The sequence below is a fragment of the Novosphingobium organovorum genome, assembly GCF_022832435.1.
Classification (GTDB): domain Bacteria; phylum Pseudomonadota; class Alphaproteobacteria; order Sphingomonadales; family Sphingomonadaceae; genus Novosphingobium; species Novosphingobium organovorum.
This window is the reverse complement of record NZ_JALHLF010000001.1, coordinates 39,020-64,830: the sequence shown is the minus strand read 5'-3', so window position 1 is coordinate 64,830 and position 25,811 is coordinate 39,020. Positions and strand designations below refer to the sequence as shown.

The following is a 25,811-nucleotide window of genomic DNA, read 5'->3' as shown; positions in this document are numbered from 1 at the left end:
TGGCGGCGGGGGGGTGCACGCTGCACGACGATGCGAATCGGGATCGTCCGGCCAGTGCGCGGGCCTTCCCTCGGGCCGACCGCCCCGTCTCGCGCGGCGGGCCGACTGACTACGCGGCCGAGGACCAGCGCGACCAGGCGCAGGAAGCCACGCTGGTCATGGACCTTGCCGACGTGCGTTCGGGCATGACGGTGGCGGACCTCGGTGCGGGGGCAGGGTACTATACGGTGCGCCTGGCCCGGCGCGTCGGCCCCAGGGGGCGTGTCCTGGGGGAGGATGTCGTGCCCGAGGTGGTCGAGCGGCTGGGCCTTCGGGTTGAGCGTGAAAACCTCCAGAACACTGCGATCAAGCTGGGGGCTTCCGACGATCCGCGCTTGCCGCAAGGCAGTTTCGATCGCATTTTCCTTGCCCACGTGTACCATGAAGTGGATGAGCCTTATGCGTTCCTGTGGCGATTGCGGCCGGCGCTGCGCGAGGGTGGCAAGGTTATCGTGGTCGATGCGGATCGCGCAAGCGACACGCACGGCATCCCGCCCGCGTTGCTGTTTTGCGAATTTTCAGCGCTAGGCTTCCGTTTGAGCCAATTTGTTCGTAAGCCCGCGTTGCAAGGTTACTACGCTCAGTTCGAGGCCACGGGGGCAAGGGCCCGGCCTCAGGACATCGTACCCTGCCGTATGGCGAGCAGGGCGGAAGAAACATAAAGACTGGGCTAGCGGGTTCGGGCGGAAAAATTCCATTCACAGGCGTTGAATGCCATGGCCGGGTTCTTAAGTCGGGAATTTGGCGCCGAGGGGGAAAGACAAGAGTTACGATGGGTTTCAAGGGTTTAAAGCCGATTAACTATGGTGGACGCGAAGTCTGGCCGCTTATCGAAGGCGGCAAGGGCGTTTCGGCGACCAATCATATGAGTTCGGGTGCATGGGCCGCGGCGGGCGGCATCGGCACGGTCAGCGCGGTCAACGCCGACAGCTACGATGCTGAAGGCAAGATCGTACCGCAGGTCTACAACGCGCTCACGCGCAAGGAGCGCCACGAGGAACTGATCCGCTACGCCATCGACGGCGCGGTCGAGCAGGTGCGCCGCGCCTACGACATCGCCAGCGGCAAGGGCGCGATCAACATCAACGTGCTGTGGGAAATGGGCGGCGCGCAGCAGGTGCTTGAAGGCGTGCTGGACAAGACGCGTGGCATGGTGACGGGCGTTACCTGCGGCGCGGGCATGCCCTACAAGCTGTCCGAGATCGCGGCGCGTTTCAACGTCAGCTACCTGCCGATCGTCAGTTCGGGCCGCGCCTTCCGCGCGCTGTGGAAGCGGGCCTACCACAAGGTGTCGGATCTCATGGCTGCGGTGGTCTACGAGGACCCCTGGCTGGCTGGCGGCCACAATGGCCTGTCGAACGCGGAAGACCCGCTCAAGCCCGAAGATCCGTTTCCGCGCGTCAAGGCGCTGCGCGACGTGATGCGCAAGGAAGGCATCTCGGACGAGGTGCCGATCGTGATGGCCGGCGGCGTGTGGTACCTGCGCGACTGGGAAGACTGGATCGACAACCCCGAACTGGGTTCGATCGCCTTCCAGTACGGCACGCGTCCGCTGCTCACCAAGGAAAGTCCGATCCCGCAGGCGTGGAAGGACGCGCTGCGCGATCTGGAACCGGGCGACGTGCTGCTGCACCGTTTCTCGCCGACGGGGTTCTACTCCTCGGCCGTGCGCAACCCTTTCCTGCGCAGCCTCGAGGCGCGCTCGGACCGCCAGATTCCCTATTCGAAGGTCGAAGCGGGCGAGCATACCGTGAAGCTCGACGTGGGCGTCAAGGGCAAGAACTTCTGGGTAACGCCCAAGGACCTCGAGCGCGCGCGCGGCTGGTCCTACGAAGGCTTTACCGATGGCCTGCGCACGCCCGACGACACGATCGTCTTCGTCACGCCGACCGAGCGCGACATGATCCGCAAGGACCAGGCGGACTGCATGGGTTGCCTGTCGCACTGCGGGTTCTCCTCGTGGAAGGACCATGACGACTACACCACCGGCCGGCTCGCCGATCCGCGCAGCTTCTGCATCCAGAAGACGTTGCAGGACATCGCGCACGGCGGCCCGGTGGATGACAACCTCATGTTCGCAGGCCACGCGGCCTATCACTTCAAGCGGGACCCGTTCTACTCGAACGGCTTCACGCCGACGGTGAAGGAACTGGTCGATCGCATCCTGACCGGCGACTGATCGCCGCAAGGCGTGAGCCCCGAAAACGAAAAAGGCCCGGCCGGACGCGCCCACCTGAGGCGATCGTCCAGCGGGGCCTTTTTCTATGGCCGCGGCGCAACGCGCGCGGGAGCAAAGGTTCAGCCCTGCGGGCCGGGATCGGACAGCGCATCGAGCCCGGCCTGCTCGCGTTCGAGCGAAACGCGCATGGGCAGGACGAGCGAGGTCATCGTCGCCAGCACGACCGTGCCGAACAGCGTCCAGACACCGCAGACGGCAAGACCGATGGCCTGGGCGAGGACCTGGCCGGTCATCGTCGTGCGCGCGGCGTAGCCCACGCCGCCAAGCGCGGGTGAGAGCAACAGGCCGAGCGCCAGCGTGCCGACGATGCCACCCGTGGCAAAGAGCGCAAAGACATCGCCCGCATCGTCGATCGTGCCGCTGCGCCGGATGCCCGCCGCCGCGCGCGCGGCGAGCGCGCCGAGAATGCCCAGCACGATCGCCGCGCCGGGCGATATCAGGCCCGCTGCGGGCGCGATGGCGGCAAGACCCGCGATCATGCCGCGCCCCAGTTGGAACAGCCCCGACCCGCGCGGCCCCCAATGGCCAAGGAGCACGCAGGTAAGGCCACCGCTCGCCGCCGCCGCGAAGGTCGCGATCATCGCCGCGGCCGCATCGTCGTTGGCGGTGAGGGCGAGGGCGCCACCTTGCGCGGTGCGCCCGATCAGGAAGAAGAAGGCGCCAAGCAGCGAGAGCAGCGCGCCGAGCGGCACCGGGGCCGCCGTCGGCTGGCGGCGTGGGCCGATGATCGCGGCGAGCGTGAGCGCGGTGAGCCCGGCGGTGGTCTCGATCACGATTCCCCCGCCCCAGTCCTCGACCCTGACCGATGCGGCCAGCCAGCCTCCGCCCCAGACCCAGTGGGCGATCGGGGCGTAGACCACGAGTGACCACAACCCGGTGAACACCAGCAGCCAGGCGGTGTTCGCGCGTCCGATGAGCGCGCCCACGACAAGCGTCGGAGCCAGCGCGGCGCAGGCCATCTCGCACAGCACGAAAGCGCTTTCGGGCAGTCCGGTCCCGGCGCGCAGATTGCCAAGCTCGATCAGCATCCAGGCGTTACCGCTGCCCAGCCAGCCATGCGTGACCGTGCCGAAGGCGAGGGTATAGCCGGTTACGATCCACAGCAGGCACGCCAGCAGCGCCACCGCGCCGCACTGATAGAGATAGGTCGCGTAGTTGCGCCCGCGCGCCTGCGGCAGCGTGAACAGCACGAGGCCGGGCAGTGTCGCGAGAAAACCGAGCAACGTCGCGCCGAGCACCCAGGCGGTGTCGCCCCCGTCGGACAGGTCGAGCGCACCGTCCTGCGCGAAGGCCGGGCTGGCCATCGCCGCCAGCGCCATAAAAAGCACCGCCAAAGAGGTTCGAAGAGGGCGCCGCAGGACCGGGCCAAACCAGCTAGACATCGCGAACGTTCCACTCCCGCCAGGGTAATTCTTAACCGCAGGCGAGGGTTAGAACACGAAAATGCTTAAAGACAAGCGTTTGGATGGTTTCGTAAGCCATCGCAGGTGGATCGGACCGGCCACAGGCTCGGGTTCGGCGATGCCGGGGCGCGCGTCCGGGCCAGTGCTATTCGGGCAGGACCTGATCGGGCGGGCGGTGGCCATCGGCCCAGAAGCGGATGTTCGCGATGATCTTTTCGCCCGCGGTCTCGCGCCCCTCGAAAGTCGCGCTGCCAAGGTGGGGCAGGGCGACGAGGTTGGGTGCGGCGAGAAGGCGCGGGTCGATGTTCGGTTCGTGCGCGAAGACGTCGAGCCCGGCGCCTGCGATCCGCCCGGTCTCGAGCGCGGCGACCAGCGCCTCCTCGTCCACCAGATCGCCGCGTCCGGTGTTGATGATGCACGCGCTCGGCTTCATCAGCGCAAGACGTTCAGCGTTCACCAGATGGCGCGTGGAGGCGGCCAGTGGGCAATGCAAGGTAAGCGCGTCGGCGGTCGCGAACAGCCGCTCCAGATCGGGCTCGTAATGCGCCGAGAGGATGTTCTCGAGCGCTTGCGGCAGGCGATGGCGGTTGTGGTAATGGACGCGCATCCCGAACGCGCGCGCGCGGTGTGCGACGGCCTGCCCGATTCGCCCCATCCCCACGATCGCCAGCGTCTTGCCCGCCAGGCTCTGCCCGAGCATCGCGGTCGGCGCCCAGCCTTGCCAGGCGCCATCGAGAAGCGCGCGGGCGCCGGGCACGAAGCGGCGCATGGCCAGGATCAGCAGCGCGAAGGCGAGGTCGGCGGTATCGTCGGTGAACACGCCCGGCGTGTTGGTCACCAGGATATGCCGCTCACGCGCGGCCCGCAGGTCGATATGCTCGGTCCCGGCGCCGAAATTGGCGATGAGACCAAGACGTTGTCCCGCGCTTTCAAGCAGGTCGCGATCGATCGTGTCGGTCACCGTGGGGACCAGCACGTCGCAGGCCGCCAGCGCGGCGCGGAGCGCCTCGCGGCTCATCGGAGTGTCGCTCGGGTTGAACACGGTGTCGAACAGCTCGCTCATGCGGCTTTCGACGCCAGCGGGCAGGCGCCGGGTCACGACGACGCGCGGGCGGACGCGGTCCGGGCGATCCTGAGTGGAAGCGTTCGTGTTGGACATGGCGTCTTAGGGCTATCGCCGTCCACAGGCTCGCGGTCAAGACGTCTTGATGGGAGGGGCCTTGCAGCGGTAAACCGCGCACCATGCGGTGCAGATACTTCCTTGCGGCGGCCCTTGGCCTGGCGCTCATCGGATCTCCGGCGTTCTCGGCCGACGAGGACAAGGTTCCTTACTGGGCGTCGATCGATACCGACGTTGCCAACATGCGCGTAGGGCCGGGCAACACCTTCCGGATCGACTGGGTCTATCGGCGGCTCCACCTGCCGGTGAAGGTCCTTCGCCGCGAAGGCCCCTGGCGTCAGGTCGAGGACCCCGACGGTGCGCGCGGGTGGATTCGGGACGTTCTGCTCTCGCGCCAGCGCGGCGCGATGGTGCGCGCCGACGGTCTGGTCGAGATGCATCAGGCGGGCGCCAGCGGCTCCCCCGTGCTGTGGAAGGTGGAACCGGGTGTGGTGGGCCTGCTCGGCGAATGCGACAAGGGCTGGTGCGCTTTCGAGGTCGCAGGGCACAAGGGCTTTGTCGAACAGGACCGGCTGTGGGGCGCGCAGAACCTGTGATGTCCTGAACCGGGCGCCGCATAAGGCGCGTTTCGGTAACGAAAAAGCCCCTCGTCCGGGTTGGACGAGGGGCTTTTTGCAGGACCGCGGGCCAAACGCCCGTGTCCGCGCCGATCAGGCGATTTCGACCGCGACCGCCGTCGCCTCGCCGCCGCCGATGCACAGCGAGGCCACGCCCTTCTTGAGCCCCTTGGCCTTGAGCGCGTTGATGAGCGTGACGAGGATGCGCGAGCCCGAGGCGCCGATCGGGTGACCCAGCGCGGTCGCCCCGCCGTTCACGTTGACCTTGTCGTGCGGGATGCCCAGGTCCTTGATCGCGAACATCGCGACGCAGGCGAAAGCCTCGTTGACCTCGAACAGGTCGACCTCGTCGAGCGTCCAGCCGATCTTCTTCACCAGCTTGGAGATCGCGCCCACCGGCGCGGTGGTGAACAGCTTGGGGTCGTGCGCGTGGGCTTCGACGCCGACGATCGTGGCGAGCGGGGTCGCGCCCTTGGTCTCGGCCACGCTCTTGCGGGTCAGCACCAGCGCGGCGGCGCCGTCCGAGATCGAGCTGGAGGATGCTGCAGTGATCGTGCCATCCTTGGCGAACGCGGGGCGCAGCGTCTTGATCTTGTCGGGATTGCCCTTGGGCGGCTGTTCGTCGGTATCGACGATGACATCGCCCTTGCGGGTCTTGACCGTGACGGGGACAACCTCGTCGGCGAAGGCGCCCGAGGTGATCGCGGCGTTGGCGCGGCGCAGTGACTCAATCGAGAATTCGTCCTGCATTTCGCGGGTGAGCTGGTACTCGTCGGCGGTGACCTGCGCGAACGAGCCCATCGAGGCGCCTTCGTAGGCGTCCTCGAGCCCGTCGAGGAACATGTGATCGTAGAGCGTGTCGTGGCCCGCGCGCGCACCCGAGCGGTGCTTCTTGGAGAGGTAGGGCGCGTTGGTCATCGATTCCATGCCGCCCGCCACAATCATGTCGATCGATCCCGAAGCGAGCGCCTCGCTGCCCATGATGACCGTCTGCATGCCCGAACCGCAGACCTTGTTGACCGTGGTGGCCTGGACCGACTGGGGCAGGCCGGCCTTGAGCGCGGCCTGGCGGGCCGGTGCCTGGCCAAGGCCTGCGGGCAGCACGCAGCCCATGTAGATGCGCTCGATGTCCTCGGCGGCGATGCCGGCGCGTTCGACGGCGGCCTTGACCGCAGTCGCGCCCAGTTCGGTCGCATCGACAGCGGCAAGAGCGCCCTGCAATCCGCCCATCGGGGTCCGCGCATAAGAGAGAACGACGATGGGATCGGAAGCTGAAATCTGGGTCATGCTTGGCCTTTCCTTGCGGGCGCATCGAGCCCGCATGCGTGGGTGTCGCAAGAAGGGATAATGGCGCGATGCGCCATTTGCAACGCCGCTGCGGACCAAAGCCGGAGCGGGCGGCGGAACGGGGCTGGAGAGGGTTGAATGGGGTGTCGGGTTCCAGGCCCGCGGCTATCCTGCCCTGGCCAGGTGACGCTTTGCTGACAGCCGATGCGAGCGATTTGCCGGCGCTGTGCTTTGCGGCCATGGCCGCGTCGGGATGGCGCTGTGCTTTGCGGCCATGGCCGCGTCGGGATAAGGCTTCGTTGCGACCTTGGCGGCGGGGATGACGGCACCGGGCGCGATTTCGGGAATTGCGACGGCACTGGCCATAAATAAATGCGAATTAGTCGCATTAGCAAAAATAAAAGGCAAATCGCACCGAAATGAACGCGACTCGTGCCGTTTGAACGTTGCAATAAGCTCAATTTTGGGTGCGCATTATTGCAGATTGTTTCCCTCTGGCAGGCCGATAATATCGCTCGGCACCGCACGCGTCTGCGGATTTGCCCTGTTTTGTTGCAATGCAATGGGCGAAGGCGGAATAATCCTGTGGGACACCTTGCGATGCGCCAAGGGCTGGCCTAAGGACCCGCACAACGCCCAGAAAACCATAGCGGTGCAACGGCGCACCGCCGCACCCGGTAAGAGGCCAGAGACCATTGACTGATCTGTCGCAATATCTGCCGATACTCATTTTCCTCGTGATCGCCGTAGGCCTGTCCTCGGTGATCGTGTTCCTGCCGATGAGCGTGGCGCGCCTGACCGGTGCGGCCAAGCCGAACGCCGACAAGCTCAGCGAATACGAATGCGGCTTTCCCGCCTTTGAAGATCCGCGCAGCCAGTTCGACGTTCGCTTCTATCTCGTCGCGATCCTGTTCATCGTGTTCGATCTTGAAGCGGCGTTCCTGTTCCCCTGGGCCGTCTCGCTCAAGATGACCGGTTGGGCCGGTTGGACGACGATGATGGTGTTCCTGGGCGAGCTGGCCATTGGCCTTGCCTATGCATGGAAGAAGGGAGCTCTGGACTGGGAATGAGTACGCTCGTGAACGCATCCGGACAGCCGCTTGGAGCGGGGCAGGGCACGCAGGTGACCCCGCCCGACCAGGCGTTTTTCAACGATCTCACCCAGGAAGTGTCCGATAAGGGCTTCCTCGTTACCTCTACCGAGGATCTGTTCCAGTGGGCCCGCACCGGCTCGCTGTGGTGGATGACGTTCGGTCTTGCGTGCTGCGCGGTCGAGATGATCCACGTCAACATGCCGCGCTACGACATGGAACGCTTCGGCGCCGCGCCGCGCGCGTCGCCGCGCCAGTCGGACGTGATGATCGTCGCAGGCACGCTGTGCAACAAGATGGCGCCGGCTCTGCGCAAGGTCTACGACCAGATGTCGGAGCCCAAGTACGTCATCTCGATGGGCTCGTGCGCGAACGGCGGTGGTTACTACCACTACAGCTACAGCGTCGTGCGTGGCTGCGACCGCATCGTGCCCGTGGACATCTACGTCCCCGGTTGCCCGCCGACTGCCGAAGCCCTGCTCTACGGCATCATGCAGCTGCAGCGTAAGATCCGCCGTTCCGGCACGGTCGAGCGCTGAGGGAGGAACCGGACATGGCCATTCTTCATTCCGCTCCCAAGTTCGCATCGAACGAAGGTGTCATCGAAACACTGGGCACCGCGCTCGGCGCGATGCTCGTTTCGGCCAAGGAGCAGCACGGCGAGGTCGTCCTGACCGTCGCGCGCGGCGAGATCGAGAACGCGCTGCGCCTGCTGCGCGACGAGCACGAATACCAGCAGCTCATGGAAATGGCGGGGGTCGACTATCCCTCGCGCCCTGAGCGCTTCGAAGTCGTCTACATGCTGCTTTCGGTGACCAAGAACCACCGTCTGCTGGTCAAGTGCACCGCGGCCGAACACACCCCGGTGCCGACCGTGACGACGCTGTGGCACAACGCCGGCTGGCTGGAACGCGAAGTGTTCGACATGTACGGCGTGATCTTCGCAGGGCACAAGGACCTGCGCCGCATCCTCACCGACTACGGCTTCGAAGGGCATCCCTTCCGCAAGGACTTCCCGCTCACCGGCTATGTCGAACTGCGCTATTCGCAGGAAGACAAGCGCGTGGTCTACGAGCCGGTCAAGCTGGCGCAGGATTTCCGCACCTTCGACTACATGAGCCCGTGGGAGGGATCGGACTACATCCTGCCCGGTGACGAAAAGGCCGAAGGAGACGCGAAATGAGCATGCAGCTCGAGCAGTCGCCGACCACCGGCGATGAAGTCATCACCAACTACACGATCAACTTCGGTCCCCAGCACCCCGCGGCGCACGGCGTTCTGCGCATGGTCATGGAGCTCGACGGCGAAATCATCGAACGTATCGATCCGCACGTCGGCCTGCTCCACCGCGGCACCGAAAAGCTGATCGAGAACAAGACCTATCTCCAGGCGTTGCCCTACTTCGACCGGCTCGACTACTGCTCGCCGCTCGGCATGGAATACAGCTACGTCCTGGCGATCGAGAAGATGCTCAACGTCGAGGTGCCGCTGCGTGCGCAGTACCTGCGCGTGCTCTTCGCGGAACTGACCCGCATCTCGAACCACATGATGAACATCGGCAGCCACATCATGGACGTCGGCGCGATGACGCCGAACCTGTGGCTGTTCGAAATTCGCGAGGACTGCCTCAACTTCTTCGAACGTGCTTCGGGCGCGCGCATGCACTCGGCCTGGTTCCGTCCCGGCGGCGTGCACCAGGACGTGCCGCTCAAGCTGCTCGCCGACATCGGCGAATGGCTCGACACGCGCCTGCCCGAACTGTTCGAGGACGCCATGAGCCTCGTTGTCGACAACCGCATCTTCAAGCAACGCAACGTCGACATCGCGCAGGTCAGCCGCGAGGACGCGCTGGCCTGGGGCTTCTCGGGTCCGATGATCCGCGCCACGGGCATCCCCTGGGACATCCGTAAGAGCCAGCCCTACGACGTCTACGATCGCATGGAGTTCGACGTTCCGGTCGCCACTGAATCCGACTGCTATGGTCGCTTCATGGTCCGCGTGGAGGAAGTGCGCCAGTCGGCCAAGATCATGAAGCAGTGCCTCGCGCAGATGCCCGAAGGCCCGATCATGACGACCGATCGCAAGGTTGGTCCGCCCAAGCGCGGCGAAATGAAGAGCTCGATGGAATCGCTGATCCATCACTTCAAGCTCTACACCGAAGGCTTTCACGTTCCTGAAGGTGAAGTCTACGTTGCGACGGAAAGCCCCAAGGGTGAGTTCGGCGTCTATCTCGTCTCGGACGGCTCGAACAAGCCGTACCGCTGCAAGATCCGCCCGACCGCGTTCAGCCACCTCCAGGCGATGGACTTCATGTGCAAGGGGCACATGCTGCCCGACGCGACCGCCATTCTGGGCGCGCTCGACATCGTGTTCGGGGAGTGCGACCGGTGATCGCGGTGGCGCTTTCCAGGCTGGAAACGGCCAAGGCGATGATCGCGGCCTACAACGCGCAGGACGCCGACCTTTACGTCTCGTACATGACCGACGAGGCCTGCGAGGCGAACTACCGCGGCGCGGTGGTGCGTGAGGGTAAGGAAGGCACGCGATCGGGGCTCAAGGCTGCGTTCGCCAAGTGGCCGCAGAACACGGCGCACGTCGTCTCCGAAGAGGTGACCGACAACTACGTGGTGTTTCGCGAACACGTGACGCGCGGGCCCGCCAGCGATGGTTCCGATCTGGTCGAGCCGTTCGACGTTCTCGCGGTCTACAGCTTCGAGGGCGACAAGTGCAGCCGGGTGGAGTTCATTCGATGAACCTCTCGTCCGTGCAGATGATCCGCGTGTGGGCGGGGCTGACCGGCCTGTGCCTCGTGGCCTTCTATTTCGGCGTGCTGTCGGTGGGCGGTGTCCCGTCGCAGACCGTGGTGATGCTGGCGACCGCGATCGGTGGTTTTGAAATTTTCTTTTTCGGCCAGGAACAGTGGCTGAAGCGCAGGGGTAAGCATGGCTGACCGCTATATCGAACCGGATTCGCCGGAACTGCGGGCGCGTTGGGGTAATTTTGCCTGGACGCCCGAAAACGCCGAAAAGGCCAAGGACGTGCTCTCGCGCTATCCCGAAGGGCGCCAGCGCTCGGCGGTGATGCCGCTGCTCGATCTGGCCCAGCGCCAGGTCGGCGCCGAAGAAAACACGCAAGGCTGGCTCCCCATCCCGGTGATGGAATACGTGGCCGCCTACCTCGACATGCCGATCATCCGCGTGGTCGAGGTTGCGACCTTCTACACGATGTACAACATCGCGCCGATCGGCCGGTTCCACGTGCAGGTCTGCGGTACGACGCCCTGCATGCTGCGTGGGTCGGACGGAATTATCGCGGCCTGCAAGAAGCGTGGCATGAAGGCCGGGCACATCTCGGATGACGGCCTGTGGTCGTTCACCGAGGTCGAGTGCATGGGCAACTGCGCCTCGGCGCCGATGGTCCAGATCAACGACGACAACTACGAGGACCTCACGCCGGAGCGTCTCGATGTCGTGCTCGATGCGCTGGCGCGCGGCGAAACGCCCAAGGCTGGCACGCAGGAGCCAGGTCGCCACACGGTCGAGCCTTCGGGCGGTCCGACCTCGCTCAAGGCGATGGTGACCGAAAATCACGATTACCGAGGGGAGTGGTAAGTCATGGCACTCGCTGACAAGGATCGTATCTTCACCAACCTTTACGGGTTCCAGCCCTGGAACCTGAAGGAAGCCATGGCGCGCGGCGCGTGGGATGGCACCAAGGATATCCTCGCCAAGGGCAAGGAAGCCATCATCGAGGAAATGAAGGCGTCGGGCCTTCGTGGCCGTGGTGGTGCAGGCTTCCCGACCGGCCTCAAGTGGTCGTTCATGCCCAAGCAGCCGCCGGTTGACCAGAACGGCAACCCCAAGCCCAGCTTCCTGGTCATCAACGCGGACGAATCCGAGCCCGGCTCGTGCAAGGACCGCGAGATCATGCGCCACGATCCGCACCTTCTGTTCGAAGGCGCGCTGGTGGCCGGTTTCGCGATGGGCGCGCGTGCGGCCTACATCTACATTCGCGGCGAATACATCCGCGAGGCCGAAGTGCTCTTCGCCGCGCGCGAGGAAGCCTACGCGGCGGGCCTGCTGGGCAAGAACGCCTGCGGTTCGGGCTACGACTTCGACGTCTTCGTCCACCGCGGTGCGGGCGCCTACATCTGCGGTGAGGAAACCGCGATGATCGAGAGCCTGGAAGGCAAGAAGGGCCAGCCCCGCCTCAAGCCGCCGTTCCCGGCCGGTGCGGGCCTGTACGGCTGCCCGACCACGGTCAACAACGTGGAATCGATCGCGGTGGCGCCCACCATCATGCGGCGCGGCGCGGCCTGGTTCTCCAGCTTCGGCAACGAGAACAACCGCGGCACCAAGCTGTTCCAGATCTCGGGCCACGTGAACAAGCCGTGCGTCGTGGAAGAGGAGATGTCGATCTCGTTCCGCGAACTGATCGAGACCCACTGCGGCGGCATCACCGGCGGGTGGGACAACCTGCTGGCGGTAATTCCGGGCGGTTCGTCGGTCCCGCTGGTTCCCGCTGCCGACATCATCGACTGTCCGATGGATTACGACGGCCTCAAGAAGGTCGGTTCGGGCCTCGGCACGGCCGCGATCATCGTCATGGACAAGTCGACCGACATCGTTCGCGCCATCAGCCGCATCTCGCACTTCTACAAGCACGAGAGCTGCGGCCAGTGCACGCCCTGCCGCGAAGGCACGGGCTGGATGTGGCGCGTGATGGAACGTCTGCGCACCGGGGATGCCGAGGTCGAGGAAATCGACATGCTCTACCAGGTGACCAAGCAGGTCGAAGGCCACACCATCTGCGCCCTGGGTGACGCCGCTGCCTGGCCGATCCAGGGTCTGATCCGTCATTTCCGCCCCGAGCTGGAACGCCGGATTGCCGAAAACATGCCGGAGGCTGCCGAGTAATGCCCAAGGTCAAAGTAGACGGCGTAGAAATCGAGGTTCCGGCAGGCGCTACCGTCCTGCAGGCCTGCGAACTCGCCGGTAAGGAAATCCCGCGCTTTTGCTACCACGAGCGCCTGAGCATTGCCGGCAATTGCCGCATGTGCCTGGTCGAGGTGAAGCCCGGACCGCCCAAGCCGCAGGCTTCCTGCGCGCTGCCCGCCGCCGAAGGCCAGGAAATCCGTACGGATTCCGAAATGGTCAAGAAGGCGCGCGAGGGCGTGATGGAGTTCCTCCTGATCAACCACCCGCTCGATTGCCCGATCTGCGATCAGGGCGGCGAATGCGACCTTCAGGACCAGTCGGTGGCCTATGGCCGTGGCGGCTCGCGCTATGACGAAAGCAAGCGCGCGGTCACCTCAAAGAACATGGGCCCGCTCATCAAGACCACGATGACGCGCTGCATTCACTGCACCCGCTGCGTGCGCTTCTCGGAAGAGATCGCCGGCGTGGACGAAATCGGCGCGATCTATCGCGGCGAGAACATGCAGATCACGACCTACCTTGAAAAGGCCGCGACGCACGAGATGTCGGCCAACGTCATCGACCTGTGCCCGGTCGGTGCGCTGACTTCGCGTCCCTACGCCTTCGAGGCGCGTCCCTGGGAGCTGAAGAAGACGCTCGGCATCGACGTTTCGGACGCGACCGGCGCCAACATCCGCATCGACAGCCGCGGCCGCGAAGTCCTTCGCGTGCTTCCGCGCGTCAACGACGACGTCAACGAGGAGTGGATCTCGGACAAGGCGCGCTATCAGGTCGATGGCCTGACCAAGCGCCGCCTCGACAAGCCGTTCCTGCGCAAGGACGGCAAGCTGGTTCCGGTCAGCTGGTCCGAAGCCTTCGCGGCGATCGCCACGCTCAACCCCGGCAACTCGATCGCGGCGGTGGCTGGCGACATGCTCGATTGTGAGACCATGTTCGCGGCCAAGAAGCTGCTCGGCGCGCTGGGCTCGACGCTCCTCGAAGGGCGCCAGACGGGCATGGACTACGATTGTTCGAGCCTGGCTGCGGTCAACTTCAACTCGGGTTTCTCGGGCATCGAGACGGCCGACGCGATCCTGATCGTGGGCAGCCAGGTGCGCACCGAAGCCCCGCTTGTCAACGTGCGCCTGCGCAAGGCCGTCAAGCGCGGCGCCAAGGTGTTCCTGGTCGGGCCGGAGTGGGAAACCACCTTCGGCGGCGAGTTCCTCGGCGAGGATCTCTCGGTCCTCAACGCGCTTCCGCAGCATGTCTGGGAAGCTCTGTCGAACGCCAAGCGTCCGGCGGTGATCGTCGGCGGCGCCGGGATTGGTCGTGGCGGTCTCGAGGCGTCGCTCTCGATCGCCAGCCAGCTCAACTTCGTGCGCACGCTCGAGGATGGTACGGTCTGGAACGGCTTCAATGTGCTGCACCTGTCGGCTGCGCGCATGGGCGGCCTGATGCTCGGCTTCGCGCAGAAGGGCGGCATTGCCGACCTCGTCGCGGCGAGCCCCAAGGTCCTGCTCGCGCTGGGCGCGGACGAAGTCGATTTCGCCAAGTTCGCGAACTCGATGGTGGTCTACATCGGCCACCACGGTGACAAGGGCGCCCACGCGGCCGACGTCATCCTCCCGGCCGCAGCCTACACCGAAAAGAACGGCACTTACGTCAACACCGAAGGGCGCGTGCAGTGGTCGGACAAGGCCGTCTTCGCGCCCGGCGACGCGCGCGAGGACTGGACGATCCTTCGCGCGATGGCCGATGCTTTCGGCGTGTCGGTCGGTTTCGACAGTTTCGAGGACCTGCGCAGCGCAATGGCGGCTGAGGTTCCCGCACTTGGAACCGAAGGTCTGGCCGACTATGGCCAGGACCTGCCCGCCGGTGGCGGCGCGGCATCGGGCCTGATCGCTTATCCGATCAAGGATTTCTATCTGACCAACCCGATCGCGCGGGCGAGCGCGGTGATGCAGCAGTGCTCGGCAGAGCTGCTTCACGCGGGTGAGATCGCGGAGGCCGCGGAATGACCGCTTTCTTCCAGTCCCTGGGCATGTCGCACGATTGGGCGTGGTTCGTCTCGACCATCTGCGGCATCCTGCTGATCGCGCTGCCGCTGATGCTGGCGGTGGCCATGATCATCTACGTCGACCGCAAGATCTGGGCGGCCATGGCGCTGCGCCGTGGCCCGAACGTGGTCGGCCCCTTCGGTCTCCTCCAGTCCTTCGCCGACGGTCTCAAGGTCTTCCTTCAGGAAACCATCGTTCCTTCGGCGGCGAACAAGGGCATCTTCCTCATCGCGCCGGTGGTGACCTTCACCGTGGCGCTGATGGCCTGGGCGGTGATCCCGTTCAACTCGGGCGCGATCCTCGCCAACATCAACGTCGGTCTGCTCTACATCCTCGCGATCAGTTCGCTCGGGGTCTACGGCACGATCATGGCGGGCTGGGCGTCGAACTCGAAGTACCCGTTCTTCTCGGCGATGCGCGCCTCGGCGCAGATGATCTCCTACGAAGTTTCGATCGGTTTCATCATCGTGTGCGTGGTCCTGTGGGCCGACACGTTCAACCTTAACCAGATCGTGATCGCACAGAAGGGCCATGTGCTCGGCATCTTTAACGGCTTCGTGTTCAATCCGCTGCTGTTCCCGATGTGGGTCATGTTCCTGATCTCCTCGCTCGCCGAAACGCAGCGCGCTCCGTTTGACCTTACCGAAGCGGAATCCGAGCTCGTCGCGGGCTACCAGACCGAATACTCGTCGATGGCCTTTGCCGCTTACTGGCTGGGTGAATACGCGAACGTCCTGCTGATGTGCGCGCTCAACACGACGCTGTTCTTCGGTGGCTGGCTGCCCCCGCTCGACATTCCGGTGCTGTACCTTGTTCCGGGCTTCATCTGGTTCCTGCTCAAGGTCGGTTTCTTCTTCTTCGTCTTCTCTTGGGTGAAGGCGACCGTGCCCCGCTATCGCTACGACCAGCTCATGCGTCTTGGCTGGAAGATCTTCCTGCCGACATCGCTTCTCTTCGTGGTCCTGGTCTCGGGCTACCTGATGCTGACGAGGTATTCCTGATGAGCGTCGCTCAACTCGTAAAATCCTTCACGCTCTACGAGTTCGTGAAGGCACACGCCCTGACCTTGAAGTACTTCTTCAAGCCCAAGGCGACGATCAACTACCCCTTCGAGAAGAATCCGCTCTCGCCCCGCTTCCGCGGCGAGCACGCGCTGCGCCGTTATCCCAACGGCGAAGAGCGCTGCATCGCCTGCAAGCTGTGCGAGGCGATCTGCCCGGCCCAGGCGATCACGATCGAGGCCGCGCCGCGCGAGGACGGTTCGCGCCGCACCACGCGCTACGACATCGACATGACGAAGTGCATCTACTGCGGTTTCTGCCAGGAAGCCTGCCCCGTGGATGCCATCGTCGAGGGGCCGAACTTCGAATACGCGACCGAAACGCGTGAGGAACTGCTCTATGACAAGGCCAAGCTGCTGGCGAACGGTGACAAGTGGGAGCGCGCGATCGCTGCCAATCTTGAAGCCGATGCGCCCTACCGGTAGGGGCTCGTTGAGGGGAAACATGGTCTCATGATCCACATTATAGCCTTTTACCTGTTCGCGGTGATGACCGTGGGCTCGGGAGCGATCACGATCCTCTCGCGCAACCCGGTCCATTCGGTCCTGTGGCTGATCCTCGCGTTCTTCAACGCGGCGGGCCTGATGGTCCTGGCCGGCGCTGAATTCATCGCGATGCTGCTGGTCATCGTCTACGTCGGCGCGGTCGCGGTGCTGTTCCTGTTCGTCGTGATGATGCTCGACATCGATTTTGCCGAACTGCGCGCCGGCTTCGTGCGCTACTTCCCGCTCGGCGCGCTGGTTGCCGTGGTGCTGCTGGCCGAAATGGTCCTGGGCATCGGTGCCTACCACGCCGGTGGGATCCAGCTCGGCACGCCGTCGGGAACCGCCAGCACCGCCGCGGGTGTCTCGAACACCGCTGCGATCGGCGCTCTTCTCTACAGCCGTTACCTCTTCCTGTTCGAAGCGGCCGGCATCATCCTGCTTGTCGCCATGATCGGTGCCATCGTGCTGACCCACCGTCAGCGTGGCGATACCCGTGGCCAGAAGATCAGCAAGCAGAACGCACGCCGTCCCGATGAGGCGACGGTCAACGTGAAGCCCGAAGTGGGCAAGGGGGTAACGCTGTGATCGGCGTCGAACACTATGTCGTGGTGAGCTCGATCTTGTTCGTGCTCGGCGTCCTCGGCATTTTCCTCAACCGCAAGAACGTCATCGTCGTCCTCATGGCGATCGAACTGATCCTTCTTTCGGTGAACATCAATCTTGTCGCCTTCAGCGCCTTCATGGGCGATCTGACCGGCCAGATCTTCGCCATGTTCGTTCTGACCGTGGCAGCCGGCGAGGCTGCGACTGGTCTGGCGATTCTCGTTATCTACTTCCGTGGCCGTGGCACCATCGCCGTCGACGACGTCAACCGGATGAAGGGATAAGGCCTTGCACCCGATCCTGATCATCGTATTCCTGCCGCTTCTGGCAGCGATCGTCACCGGCCTTGGCAACAAGGACCTGGGAGGCGGGCCGGCCAAGCTCATCACGACGCTGTGCCTGTTCGTCTCCGCCGCCCTGTCGTGGTACGAGTTCATCCCGTACCTGACCGAAACCGCGCAGACCCAGGTCGTGCCGGTCCTCAAGTGGGTGGCCTCGGGCTCGTTCGCGTTCGACTGGACGCTGCGGGTCGACACGCTGACCGCCATCATGCTGGTGGTCGTGACCTCGGTCTCCTCGCTCGTGCACCTCTACTCGTGGGGGTACATGGACGACGAGCCGGACAAGCCGCGCTTCTTCGCCTACCTCTCGCTGTTCACCTTCATGATGCTCATGCTGGTGACCGCGAACAACCTGGTCCAGATGTTCTTTGGCTGGGAAGGCGTGGGCCTGGCTTCGTACCTGCTCATCGGCTTCTACCTGCGCAAGCCTTCGGCCGGTGCCGCCGCGATCAAGGCCTTCGTCGTCAACCGCGTTGGTGACCTTGGCTTCATGCTCGGCATATTCGCGACCTATCTGGTGTTCGGGACGGTTTCGATCCCCGACATCCTGGCCGCGGTGCCCGGCGTCGCGGGATCGACCATCGGCTTCATCGGTTTCCGGTTCGACACCATGACGGTCATCACCCTGCTGCTGTTCATCGGCGCGATGGGTAAGTCGGCCCAGCTTGGTCTCCACACCTGGCTGCCCGACGCGATGGAGGGCCCGACGCCTGTGTCGGCGCTGATCCACGCGGCGACCATGGTCACCGCCGGTGTCTTCATGTGCTGCCGCCTTTCGCCGATGTTCGCTGCGTCCGAGACGACGATGACGGTCATCACCTTCGTGGGCGCTGCCACCTGCTTCTTTGCCGCCACCGTTGGCTGCACGCAGTGGGACATCAAGCGCGTCATCGCCTATTCGACCTGTTCGCAGCTGGGCTACATGTTCTTCGCGATCGGTGTCGGTGCCTTTGGCTCGGCGATGTTCCACCTCTTCACGCACGCCTTCTTCAAGGCCCTGCTGTTCCTGTGCGCCGGTTCGGTCATCCACGCGATGCACCACGAACAGGACATGCGCTACTACGGCAACCTGTGGAAGAAGATCCCGATCACCTTCTGGGCGATGACCTTCGGTACGCTGGCAATCACCGGTGTGGGTCTCTTCGGGGTCGGTTTTGCCGGCTACTATTCGAAGGACTCGATCATCGAGGCCGCCTATGCAAGCGGCACCGGCATGGGCCACTTCGCGTACTGGATGGGCATTGCCGCGGCGCTGATGACGAGCTTCTACTCGTGGCGTCTGGTGTTCCTCACCTTCTTCGGCAAGCCCCGCTGGGCGCAGTCGGAGCATATCCAGCACGCGCTGCACGATGCGCACGGTCATGGCGACCATGGCCACGGCCATGACGCCCACGGCCACGACGATCACGCGCATGGCGATCATGGTGACGGTACGGGCGGCTATCAGCCGCATGAAAGCCCGCTGGTCATGACCTTGCCGCTGATCCTGCTGTCGGTCGGGGCCATCGCCGCCGGTTTCGTGTTCGAACATTGGTTCGTCAGCGAAGGTACGGGTGCGTTCTGGAAGGGGGGCCTCGTGTTCAACGAACACCTGATCCACGCGATGCACGGCGTGTCTGGCATCATCAAGTACATGCCCTTCATCGTGATGGTGATCGGTTTTGTGATCGCCTGGTACGGCTACATCAAGAACACCAGCTTCCCGGCCAAGGTCGCGGAGCAGATCGGTCCGGTCTACACCTTCGTCTACCGCAAGTGGATGTTCGACGAACTGTACAACTTCCTGTTCGTCAAGGGTGCCTTCACGTTCGGCAAGCTGTTCTGGAAGGTTCTGGATATCAAAATAATCGACCGGTTCGGTCCCGACGGCGCGGCCTGGGTTGTCGCCAAGGGTTCGACTTACGCACAGAAGGTCCAGTCGGGCTACCTGTACAGCTACGCTCTTGTCATGCTGCTGGGCCTTGTCGGCGCCATCAGCTGGGTGATCGCGGGATAAGATGATGAGTGGTTTTCCGATCCTCAGTCTGATGCTCCTGGTGCCGCTCGCGGCGGCACTGGTGTGTCTTTACCTTGATGCCAAGGGAGCGCGCTGGCTCGCGCTCGCCGCAACGCTGGTGGACTTTGTCCTTGGCGTGGCCCTCTGGCTGAACTTCGATGTGGGCGGTGCCCAGTGGCAGTTCCAGGAGAGCCATGCGCTCTTCTCGGGCTTCAGCTACGCGCTGGGTATCGACGGCATTGCCTTGCTGCTGATCCTGCTCACCGTCTTCCTCATGCCGGTCTGTATCGGCGCGAGCTGGAAGTCGGTCGAGAAGCGGGTGAGCGAGTACATGTGCGCCTTCCTCGTCACCGAAGCGCTGCTTCTGGGCGTGTTCATGGCGCAGGACCTGTTCCTGTTCTACATCTTCTTCGAAGCTGGCCTGATCCCGATGTACCTCATCATCGGCATCTGGGGCGGTGCGGACCGTATCTACGCCTCGTACAAGTTCTTCCTGTACACGCTGCTTGGCTCGGTCCTCATGCTCATCGCGATGCTGTGGATGGTGAACACGGCGGGGACCACCTACATCCCCACGCTCATGGCCTACGATTTCTCGCCGCAGGCGCAGACCTGGCTGTGGCTGGCCTTCTTCGCGAGCTTCGCGGTCAAGATGCCGATGTGGCCGGTCCACACCTGGCTTCCCGCCGCACACGTGCAGGCGCCGACCGCAGGGTCGGTCATCTTGGCCGGCGTGCTGCTCAAGATGGGTGGTTACGGCTTCATCCGCTTCTCGTTGCCGATGTTCCCCGAAGCGTCGGCGTACTTCGCGCCGATGATCTGGGGCCTGTCGATGGCCGCTGTCGTCATCACCTCGCTCATCGCGCTGGTGCAGGACGACATGAAGAAGCTGATCGCCTACTCCTCGGTTGCCCACATGGCGATCGTGACGGTCGGCCTGTTCGCCTTCAACACGCAAGGGCTTGAAGGCTCGATGATGGTCATGCTCAGCCACGGCCTCGTCTCGGGCGCGCTGTTCCTGTGCGTTGGCATCATCTACGAACGCCTGCACACCCGTGAGATCAGCCGTTACGGCGGTCTTGCCATCAACATGCCGCGTTACTCGCTGTTCTTCCTGCTCTTCACGATGGCCTCGATCGGCCTTCCGGGCACCAGCGGTTTCGTCGGCGAATTCCTGAGCCTTGCAGGTATCTACCAGGCTTCGAGCTGGACGGCGCTGATCTGCACCACCGGCATCATCCTGGGCGCTGCCTACATGCTCTATCTTTATCGCCGGGTGGTCTTTGGCCCCCAGAAGAACGCCGATGCCGCCGCCATGCTGGACCTGGACGCGCGTGAGATCCTGATGGTTCTCGTGCTGGGTCTCTCGGTTCTGTGGATGGGCGTCTACCCTGAGAGCTTCCTTGCTCCGATGCGCAGCGACATTGCCGCGCTCAACGCCCGGATCGCGCGTGCGGCTCCGGCGGGTGACGCCAAGGTGACGGCAGGCACTGAAAAGCCTGCGCATATCGAAACTGCGCACGAGGGGGCACACTGATGGACTGGTCGCAGTCGCTGCGCCTGATCGCGCCGGAAGAAACACTGAGCATTGCAGGCCTGGTCCTGCTCCTTGTCGCCGCCTGGGGCGGTGACAAGGCAAGCCGTCTGATCTCGATCCTGTCGGTTGCGGCGCTTGTCGCGGCCATGGCGCTTGTCGCTCCGGCCCTGTGTGGCGGGGCGATGGGGCCGGATACTTCGGCCTTCTTCGGCCAGTTCCACGCCGACGCCTTTTCGAGCTTCGCCAAGATCCTGATCTACGGTTCGGCCGCGATCACGCTGGTTCTGGCGCCCAGCTATTTCGAGCGTTTCAATTCGATGCGCGCGGAATACCCGATCCTGGTGATTTTCGCCTCGATCGGCATGGGCATGATGGTTTCGGCAGGCGATCTTCTGACGCTCTACATCGGGCTTGAGATGATGTCGCTGGCCTCGTATGTCCTTGCTGCGTTCCTGCGCAACGACGGGCGTTCGGCCGAAGCGGGCCTCAAGTACTTCGTGCTGGGCGCGCTGGCTTCGGGCATCCTGCTCTTTGGCATGAGCCTGACCTACGGCTTCACGGGGTCGACTTCGTTCCCGCTGATCAACGCCGCGCTTGCCAATGGCCTGCCCACCGGCGCGCTGTTCGGCATCGTGTTCATGCTCATCGGTCTTGCTTTCAAGATCAGCGCGGTTCCGCTCCACATGTGGACGCCCGACGTCTACGAAGGCGCGCCGACGCCGGTGACCACCTTCTTCGCGACGGCGCCCAAGGTGGCGGGCTTCGGTCTGCTCATGCGTGTCCTGCTCGATGCGTTCGGTGGGCAGTCGGCGGCGTGGCAGCAGATCATCGTGTTCATCGCGCTGGCCTCGATCGTGGTGGGTGCCCTTGGCGCCATCGGTCAGACCAACATCAAGCGTCTGATGGCCTATTCGTCGATCAACAACGTCGGGTTCATCCTGGTGGGCCTGGCCACCACGACGCAGGCAGGGGCAACGGGCATGCTCGTTTACCTGACCATCTACGTCGCCATGTCGGTTGCCGGTTTCACCGCGATCCTCATGCTCAAGGATGCCGACGGCAACTACGTTGAGGAAATCGCCAAGCTGGCCGGTCTTTCGCGAACCCGTCCGGGCCTCGCCCTGGCGCTGGCGATGGTCATGTTCAGCCTTGCCGGTATCCCGCCGCTGCTCGGTTTCTGGGGCAAGTTCGTGGTGTTCCAGGCCGCCGTCCAGGCCGACATGCTCGCGCTTGCGGCGATCGGTATCGCGGCTTCGGTAATCGGCGCGTTCTATTACCTCAAGGTCGTCAAGGTGCTCTACTTTGACGAACCCGCTGATGTGGTGACCGGCGAGAGCGATGTGTGGCATAAGATCATCCTGGTGTTCTCGTGCCTGTTCATCTCGCCCTTCGGCTACCTGCTGACCGGGTGGCTGGGCGCGAACGCCGAAAAGGCGACCACGGCGCTGCTCGCAGCGCTGTGATCCGCACCTTGAATTGATCCATTACGTCGAGGAAACCGGCTCGACCAACGCCGATTTGGCGAGCCGGTTGAAGGCAGGCGCGTTCGTTCCCGAAGGGGAATGGCTCGTCGCGGATCGCCAGACGGCCGGGCGGGGACGCCTCGGCCGTCACTGGTTTGATGGTTCGGGCAATTTCATGGGCTCGTGCCTCGTTCGCTGGAGCGAGGGACAGCCACCTCCTGCAACGTTGGCGTTGGTCGTGGGGCTTGCCGTTTACGAGGCGGTCGCACCGTTGCTGTCGGGGCACGCGCTGGCCGGGCAGGGCGATCTGCGGCTCAAGTGGCCCAACGATCTTCTGCTCGATGGCGCGAAGCTTTCGGGCATCCTGCTGGAAATGGTGGCGGGTGTGGTGATCGTGGGGATCGGAGTCAATCTGCGGCACGCGCCGGTGATCGGGGGGCGCGAGACGGTGGCTCTGTCGGATATTGGCGTTGCCGTGCCGCGTGATGTCTTCGCCGAGCGGCTTGCCGCAACGCTCGATCGCGAGCTGGCGCGTTGGCGCGGGGCAGGCCTTGCCCCCATGTTACGCCGCTGGCAGAGTGCCGCGCATCCCGAAGGGACCGCGCTTGTCGTGCATCCGCCCGGTGAAGGCCCGGTTCAGGGCACGTTCGCAGGGCTGTCGGACGATGGCAACTTGCGCCTTGAGACCAGCGATGGAACGGTGCGGCTGATCCATGCCGGGGATGTTTTCCTGCGTTCCAACGCAGGGTGAGTGAGAGGTTGGCTGGAAATGCTACTTGCCATTGATGTCGGGAACACGAACGTCGTGTTCGCCCTGTTCGAGGGGCGCACGGTTCGCGGACGCTGGCGCATCGCCACCGACGCCCGGCGCACCGGAGACGAATACGCGGTCTGGCTGATGCAGTTGCTGGCCATTCGGGGCATCGCGCAGACCGAGATCGACACCGTCATCATTTCGACGGTGGTGCCGCGCGCCTTGCACAATCTCGAAATCCTGTGCCGCCATTATTTCGAGGTCGAGCCGCTTGTGGCGGGCGTCGGCAAGGCGGCGTTCGATATCGAGATCGACGTCGATCATCCGCGTTCGCTGGGGGCGGATCGTGCGGTCAACGCGATCGCCGCGCATGCGCGCTACGAAGGCGATCTCATCGTCGTCGATTTCGGAACCGCAACGACGTTCGACGTGATCGACTACAACGGCGCCTACAAGGGCGGGATCATCGCGCCGGGGATCAACCTCTCGCTCGATGCGCTGGTGGGCAACACCGCCAAGCTGCCGCGCATCGCGATCGAGGTGCCGCGGGTCAATTCGGTGATCGGGCGCAACACCGAGGACCAGATGCTGATTGGCGTGTTCTGGGGTTATGTGGCGATGATGGAAGGCCTCATCGCCCGTATGCGCGCCGAGATCGGGCGCCCGGCCAAGGTCATCGCGACCGGCGGCCTGGCCGTGCTGTTCGACAAGGCGACCGATATTTTCGATGCCGTCGAGGCGGATTTGACGCTCGATGGTCTCGCGCTGCTGGCTGAGAGGGCTTCGAACACGTGATTCCGGGTAAGGAACTGATTTTCTGCGCGCTGGGCGGGTCGGGCGAGATTGGCATGAACGTCAATCTCTACGGCTGTCACGGCAAGTGGCTGATGGTCGATCTGGGTATGACCTTCGGCATGAACGAATATCCGGGTGTCGATCTGGTCTTCGCCGACCTCGAATTCATCGAGGCCGAGCGCGAGAACCTGCTGGGCATCGTGCTGACCCACGCGCATGAGGATCATATCGGCGCGGTTCCCTATTTCGCGGCCGATCTGGGTGTCCCGCTCTACGCAACGCCGTTCACCGCCAAGCTGGTGGCGGCCAAGCTTGAGGAAGCGGGCATCCTGGGCGATGTCGAGCTGGTGGTGGTCGAGGATCTCGATCGCTTCGAACTCGGGCCGTTCGGTATGCGCTACGTTCCGCTGGCGCATTCGATCGCCGAAGGCAACGCGCTGCTGATCGATACCCCCTACGGCCGCATCTTTCACACCGGCGACTGGAAGCTCGACGACGAGCCGCAGATCGGGGTTCCGGCGACCAAGGACGAATTGACCGCGATTGGCGACGAGGGCGTGCTGGCGCTCGTTTGCGATTCGACGAACGTGTTCAATCCTGCCGCCTCGGGTTCGGAAGGGGAGGTCTACGAAGGGCTTCTGGCCGAAGTGTCTCGCTACGAAGGGCGCCGCGTGCTGGTCACGACCTTTGCCTCGAACGTGGCGCGGCTCAAGACGCTGGGCGATGTCGCGCGGCGCACCGGGCGCCAGCTGTGCGTGGCCGGGCGGTCGCTCGACCGGATCATCGCGGTCGCCAAGTCGTGCGGTTATCTCGATGACTTTCCCGAAATTATCGACGCGGAAGAGGCGATGGAACTGCCGCGTGACGATGTGCTCATCATCGCGACCGGCGGCCAGGGTGAGGCACGCGCGGCGCTTGCCCGCATTGCCGATGGCAACCACGCGATCAAGCTGGAGAAGGGCGATGTCGTCCTGTTCTCGAGCCGTCAGATCCCCGGTAACGAAATTCCCATCGGCCGTATCCAGAACCGTCTCGCGGAAGCGGGCGTTCAGGTCGTGACGGATCGCCAGAGCATGATCCACGTCTCGGGCCATCCGGGGCGGCCCGAGCTCGAGGCGCTCTACAGCTGGATCCGTCCTGAAATCCTGATGCCGGTGCACGGCGAAGTGCGCCACATGAAGGAGCAGGCCAAGCTTGGCCTGTCCTGCGGTATCCCGCGCGCGGTGTTTCAGAAGAACGGCGACCTTGTCCGCCTCGCGCCGGGGCATCCGGGCAAGTTCGGCGAGGCGCGGGCCGGGCGCCTGATCCTCGATGGCGACATTATCGCGCCAGCCGACGGCGAGGCGATGGTCATGCGTCGGCGAATTTCCTATCAGGGCGTTGTCTCGGTGGCAGCCACGCTGGATGGCAAGGTCAAGGTCGGTGCGATCGGCCTGCCGCTCGACGAAGACTACGAGGATTTCGTGGCCGAGGCCGAGCAGGACGTTGCCAACGCGCTGGCCCGTTCGCGCAAGGCCTTGCCCGATGATCGCCGTGAAGCTGTGCGCCTTGCCGCGCGCCGGGCCGCGACACGCTGGTCGGGCAAGAAGCCGCAGGTTCAGGTGCTGCTGTTCGATCAGGATAGGTAAACAGAGATGGGCCTGGGCTTCGCGTACCTGCAAGGGCAGGGTGTGAAGCCCGACCGGCCCCAGGCGAGGAGAGGCGAGCGCCATGAAGTGGACATCGATGGTCGCGATCTACGGCCTGCTCTGGGTGCTCAGCGCCTTCATCGTCATGCCGATCGGCCTGCGCACACCCGATGAGGTGGACGATTACACCGTCGAGAAGGGCCACGCGGATTCCGCGCCGGTTAATTTCCGCCCCGGTCGCATCGCGCTGCGCGCAACGATCCTCGCGGCGGGGCTGTGTGGTTTGTTCTACCTCAACTGGACCCAGGGCTGGATCACGCGCCAGACATTCACCTTCTTCGGTGGTGCGCCGGTCGATCTGGGCTACTAGAGCGGTCTT

At 64.2% G+C, this 25,811-nt stretch carries 25 protein-coding genes and 1 pseudogene; 23 read left to right on the top strand and 3 right to left on the bottom strand.

Features of this window, described 5'->3' with window-relative positions:
* The first annotated feature begins 158 nt into the window (after positions 1-158).
* Positions 159-701, top strand: a complete 543-nt coding sequence (locus MTR62_RS00300) for a class I SAM-dependent methyltransferase (protein ID WP_327194361.1) — start codon at positions 159-161, stop codon at positions 699-701.
* Positions 702-811: 110 nt separating this feature from the next.
* Positions 812-2,218, top strand: a complete 1,407-nt coding sequence (locus tag MTR62_RS00295) for an NAD(P)H-dependent flavin oxidoreductase (RefSeq protein ID WP_244016186.1) — start codon at positions 812-814, stop codon at positions 2,216-2,218.
* A gap of 119 nt (positions 2,219-2,337) precedes the next feature.
* Here the strand turns inward: MTR62_RS00295 and MTR62_RS00290 are convergent, their stop codons facing one another.
* The gene (locus MTR62_RS00290; protein ID WP_244016380.1) at positions 2,338-3,606 is read right to left on the bottom strand and encodes an ammonium transporter; all 1,269 of its coding nucleotides are present in this window, start codon (positions 3,604-3,606) and stop codon (positions 2,338-2,340) included.
* Between the two features lie 220 nt (positions 3,607-3,826).
* Complete coding sequence (locus MTR62_RS00285; protein ID WP_244016184.1) at positions 3,827-4,840, bottom strand: 2-hydroxyacid dehydrogenase; 1,014 nt, start codon at positions 4,838-4,840, stop codon at positions 3,827-3,829.
* A gap of 83 nt (positions 4,841-4,923) precedes the next feature.
* Between MTR62_RS00285 and MTR62_RS00280 the strand changes: the two genes are divergently transcribed.
* Positions 4,924-5,397, top strand: a complete 474-nt coding sequence (locus MTR62_RS00280; RefSeq protein ID WP_244016182.1) for an SH3 domain-containing protein — start codon at positions 4,924-4,926, stop codon at positions 5,395-5,397.
* Positions 5,398-5,511: 114 nt separating this feature from the next.
* Here MTR62_RS00280 and MTR62_RS00275 read toward each other — a convergent pair whose 3' ends face one another.
* Positions 5,512-6,705 carry an acetyl-CoA C-acyltransferase gene (locus tag MTR62_RS00275; protein WP_244016180.1) on the bottom strand — a complete coding sequence of 398 codons (1,194 nt, stop codon included), beginning with the start codon at positions 6,703-6,705 and terminating at the stop codon, positions 5,512-5,514.
* A 695-nt stretch (positions 6,706-7,400) separates the two neighbouring features.
* Here MTR62_RS00275 and MTR62_RS00270 point away from each other — a divergent pair.
* From MTR62_RS00270 to MTR62_RS00175, 20 genes and pseudogenes are all read left to right on the top strand, one after another.
* Entirely contained in the window at positions 7,401-7,775 is a 375-nt protein-coding gene (locus tag MTR62_RS00270; protein WP_244016178.1) for an NADH-quinone oxidoreductase subunit A, read from the top strand.
* A complete protein-coding gene (locus MTR62_RS00265; RefSeq protein WP_244016176.1) occupies positions 7,772-8,335 on the top strand; it encodes a NuoB/complex I 20 kDa subunit family protein in 564 nt (187 codons plus the stop codon). The genes MTR62_RS00270 and MTR62_RS00265 overlap by 4 nt, the downstream gene beginning before the upstream one ends.
* A 14-nt stretch (positions 8,336-8,349) precedes the next feature.
* Positions 8,350-8,961: pseudogene (locus tag MTR62_RS00260) on the top strand (NADH-quinone oxidoreductase subunit C); the annotation flags it as partial.
* Between the two features lie 14 nt (positions 8,962-8,975).
* Positions 8,976-10,187 carry an NADH-quinone oxidoreductase subunit D gene (locus MTR62_RS00255; protein ID WP_244016174.1) on the top strand — a complete coding sequence of 404 codons (1,212 nt, stop codon included), beginning with the start codon at positions 8,976-8,978 and terminating at the stop codon, positions 10,185-10,187.
* Between the two features lie 38 nt (positions 10,188-10,225).
* Positions 10,226-10,549: a nuclear transport factor 2 family protein gene (locus MTR62_RS00250; protein ID WP_244016379.1), complete on the top strand. Its 324-nt coding sequence runs from the start codon at positions 10,226-10,228 to the stop codon at positions 10,547-10,549.
* Positions 10,546-10,746, top strand: a complete 201-nt coding sequence (locus MTR62_RS00245) for a hypothetical protein (protein ID WP_244016172.1) — start codon at positions 10,546-10,548, stop codon at positions 10,744-10,746. The genes MTR62_RS00250 and MTR62_RS00245 overlap by 4 nt, the downstream gene beginning before the upstream one ends.
* Positions 10,739-11,407: an NADH-quinone oxidoreductase subunit NuoE gene (gene nuoE / locus MTR62_RS00240; RefSeq protein WP_244016170.1), complete on the top strand. Its 669-nt coding sequence runs from the start codon at positions 10,739-10,741 to the stop codon at positions 11,405-11,407. The genes MTR62_RS00245 and nuoE overlap by 8 nt, the downstream gene beginning before the upstream one ends.
* A gap of 3 nt (positions 11,408-11,410) precedes the next feature.
* Entirely contained in the window at positions 11,411-12,712 is a 1,302-nt protein-coding gene (gene nuoF, locus MTR62_RS00235) for an NADH-quinone oxidoreductase subunit NuoF (protein ID WP_244016168.1), read from the top strand.
* Positions 12,712-14,730 carry an NADH-quinone oxidoreductase subunit NuoG gene (nuoG, locus tag MTR62_RS00230; RefSeq protein WP_244016166.1) on the top strand — a complete coding sequence of 673 codons (2,019 nt, stop codon included), beginning with the start codon at positions 12,712-12,714 and terminating at the stop codon, positions 14,728-14,730. The genes nuoF and nuoG overlap by 1 nt, the downstream gene beginning before the upstream one ends.
* Positions 14,727-15,770 carry an NADH-quinone oxidoreductase subunit NuoH gene (nuoH, locus tag MTR62_RS00225; protein ID WP_244016164.1) on the top strand — a complete coding sequence of 348 codons (1,044 nt, stop codon included), beginning with the start codon at positions 14,727-14,729 and terminating at the stop codon, positions 15,768-15,770. Before nuoG ends, nuoH begins: the two co-directional genes overlap by 4 nt.
* Entirely contained in the window at positions 15,770-16,255 is a 486-nt protein-coding gene (gene nuoI, locus MTR62_RS00220) for an NADH-quinone oxidoreductase subunit NuoI (protein WP_214200645.1), read from the top strand. The genes nuoH and nuoI overlap by 1 nt, the downstream gene beginning before the upstream one ends.
* Positions 16,256-16,282: 27 nt before the next feature.
* On the top strand, positions 16,283-16,900 hold the full coding sequence (locus MTR62_RS00215; RefSeq protein ID WP_244016162.1) for an NADH-quinone oxidoreductase subunit J: 618 nt from the start codon (positions 16,283-16,285) through the stop codon (positions 16,898-16,900).
* Positions 16,897-17,202: an NADH-quinone oxidoreductase subunit NuoK gene (gene nuoK, locus MTR62_RS00210; RefSeq protein WP_244016159.1), complete on the top strand. Its 306-nt coding sequence runs from the start codon at positions 16,897-16,899 to the stop codon at positions 17,200-17,202. Before MTR62_RS00215 ends, nuoK begins: the two co-directional genes overlap by 4 nt.
* Positions 17,203-17,206: 4 nt before the next feature.
* Positions 17,207-19,255, top strand: a complete 2,049-nt coding sequence (gene nuoL / locus MTR62_RS00205; RefSeq protein WP_244016157.1) for an NADH-quinone oxidoreductase subunit L — start codon at positions 17,207-17,209, stop codon at positions 19,253-19,255.
* 4 nt (positions 19,256-19,259) lie between these two features.
* Positions 19,260-20,792: an NADH-quinone oxidoreductase subunit M gene (locus MTR62_RS00200; RefSeq protein ID WP_244016378.1), complete on the top strand. Its 1,533-nt coding sequence runs from the start codon at positions 19,260-19,262 to the stop codon at positions 20,790-20,792.
* Positions 20,792-22,255 (top strand): NADH-quinone oxidoreductase subunit NuoN, encoded by a 1,464-nt coding sequence (nuoN, locus tag MTR62_RS00195; RefSeq protein ID WP_244016156.1) that lies wholly within the window; start codon positions 20,792-20,794, stop codon positions 22,253-22,255. Before MTR62_RS00200 ends, nuoN begins: the two co-directional genes overlap by 1 nt.
* Positions 22,256-22,268: 13 nt before the next feature.
* Positions 22,269-23,006: a biotin--[acetyl-CoA-carboxylase] ligase gene (locus tag MTR62_RS00190; RefSeq protein WP_244016154.1), complete on the top strand. Its 738-nt coding sequence runs from the start codon at positions 22,269-22,271 to the stop codon at positions 23,004-23,006.
* A gap of 18 nt (positions 23,007-23,024) precedes the next feature.
* Positions 23,025-23,804, top strand: a complete 780-nt coding sequence (locus tag MTR62_RS00185) for a type III pantothenate kinase (protein ID WP_244016152.1) — start codon at positions 23,025-23,027, stop codon at positions 23,802-23,804.
* The gene (locus tag MTR62_RS00180) at positions 23,801-25,432 is read left to right on the top strand and encodes a ribonuclease J (protein WP_244016150.1); all 1,632 of its coding nucleotides are present in this window, start codon (positions 23,801-23,803) and stop codon (positions 25,430-25,432) included. Before MTR62_RS00185 ends, MTR62_RS00180 begins: the two co-directional genes overlap by 4 nt.
* An 82-nt stretch (positions 25,433-25,514) precedes the next feature.
* Positions 25,515-25,802: a DUF1467 family protein gene (locus MTR62_RS00175; RefSeq protein ID WP_244016148.1), complete on the top strand. Its 288-nt coding sequence runs from the start codon at positions 25,515-25,517 to the stop codon at positions 25,800-25,802.
* Positions 25,803-25,811 lie beyond the last annotated feature (9 nt).